Here is a 1,857-nt window from a genome sequence, read left to right as displayed (position 1 = left end):
ATAGGTGGCTGATAGGGGTTGCTTATACTAAGTGCTGCTCCCAGATAGTACATTCAAGAGGGTGATACGAGGAGAAAATACCGGAAAAAAGAGACCATTTTTCATAAAAAGAAAAAAAAAGGCTGATAATTATATGGCCACTGGTAAAACATTTATAAAACACTTACTGGTGGCTCAGGCCGAGGGTACTACCGATGAAGACAAGTTGAGATCAATTGTGAACTTACAATGGACAATCCCTTCATAATTTCAGCAATTGACGCAATTGACCCATTAGTTCGGTAATGTGGAGTGACACAAAACATGCTGACGACTACAATCATCAACTACCAAACCAACGAGTTACAGGAAAAAACCCTGAAACCAGCAACTGGAATTCAAGGTGAGTATCTGATTGGCCGCCATCCGAGCTGTGACCTAGTCTTGGATAGTCCTGTCGTCAGTCGTGTACACGGCAGAATCCTATGCATAAGGGGACAGTGTTTCTTTACTGACCTCGGTAGCACCGATGGCTCTCGGATCAATAATGAGGAGGTAGATGTTAACCAAAACTGGCTCCTGAAGGAAGATGATATCATCCGCATCGGTGAATTTGTGTTGTTGGTCAAAGACCTACAGCTCTATGGCTCTAACCAGGAAGCCAACCTGGTAGATGGTAATAGCCCTGGAATCAAGCAGTGGACTAAGGGTGAGATTACTGTCCGCTGTGTACAGGTCATTAATGAGACCGATGATGTGAAAACATTTCGCTTCGTTGCCGAACCACCAATACTGTTCAGCTACAAGCCAGGTCAGTTTGTCACTCTCGATTTGGAGATTGATGGCAAACCAGTGAAGCGTTCCTACTCCATATCTTCGGCCCCCTCACGTCCTCATACCTTGGAAATTACTGTCAAGAGAGTTCCAGCACCAGCGGACGCTCCTGATGTGCCAGCGGGTTTGGTGTCTAACTGGTTGCACGACAACATCAAAGTTGGGTCCGAGGTGAGATTAAATGGTCCAATGGGGAAATTTACCTGTGCTGACCATAGGGCTGATAAACTGCTGTTTATTTCAGCAGGTAGTGGCATTACCCCGATCATGTCTATGTCCAAATGGCTTTGTGATACCGGTGCTGATGTGGATGTTGTGTTTGTCCACAGTGCTCGTAGCCCACAAGATATCATCTTCCATCAGAAATTACAGTTGATGGCCGCTTTGCACCCTAATTTTAAGCTGGCGATTACCACGACTCGCCCAGAACTCGACCAAGCTTGGTCCGGTTATACCGGAAGACTCAATGAAGCCATGCTGGCAGAGATGGCTGCAGATTTTCGCGATCGCATTGTTTATGTCTGTGGCCCGAATCCCTTTATGGCAGGGGTGAAAGGGATGCTAGCCGGTCTAGACTTCCCCATGGAAAACTACCATGAAGAGAGCTTTGGCGGCAAAAAGCCCTCAAAAAAGAAAGCAGCAGCAACAACTCCTGAACCAGTCAAAGGGGAAGATCGTCCTAGACTACACCTAGTAGAATCACCATCAACCTCTAATGAACCCACTGTGGTCTTTGCTGAGTCTGGCAAGGAGGTCACCTGTGATGCTGAGGATGTCATCCTAGATGTGGCGGAACAAGAAGGGGTGCCATTACCAAGTGGTTGCCGCATGGGAGCCTGTGGTGCTTGTAAGCGCAAGCTTATAGAAGGGAAGGTAGAGTATGATGAACAGCCTGACGCTCTGGAAGACGAGGAACGGCAGCAAGGGATGATTTTAACTTGTGTGGCTCGTCCTGTAGACTAATTAAATCCCAGCCAGACAAATCTGGACAAGTTCATCGTTCCCAAGATCCTCTGTTGAGTAGTGTCTCCCCTGTTAGTGGGG

General features: G+C 47.1%; 1 protein-coding gene. It reads left to right on the top strand.

What is annotated here, in order from left to right; genetic code table 11:
• Positions 1 to 303 precede the first annotated feature (303 nt).
• Positions 304 to 1,776 (top strand): 2Fe-2S iron-sulfur cluster-binding protein, encoded by a 1,473-nt coding sequence (locus F6K37_RS40460; protein WP_502887831.1) that lies wholly within the window; start codon positions 304 to 306, stop codon positions 1,774 to 1,776.
• The last annotated feature ends 81 nt before the right edge of the window (positions 1,777 to 1,857 follow it).

The sequence above is a fragment of the Moorena sp. SIO4E2 genome (assembly GCF_010671945.1).
Classification (GTDB): domain Bacteria; phylum Cyanobacteriota; class Cyanobacteriia; order Cyanobacteriales; family Coleofasciculaceae; genus Moorena; species Moorena producens.
The sequence above is the reverse complement of the archived record's forward strand: the minus strand, read 5'-3'. Positions and strand labels throughout refer to the sequence as shown.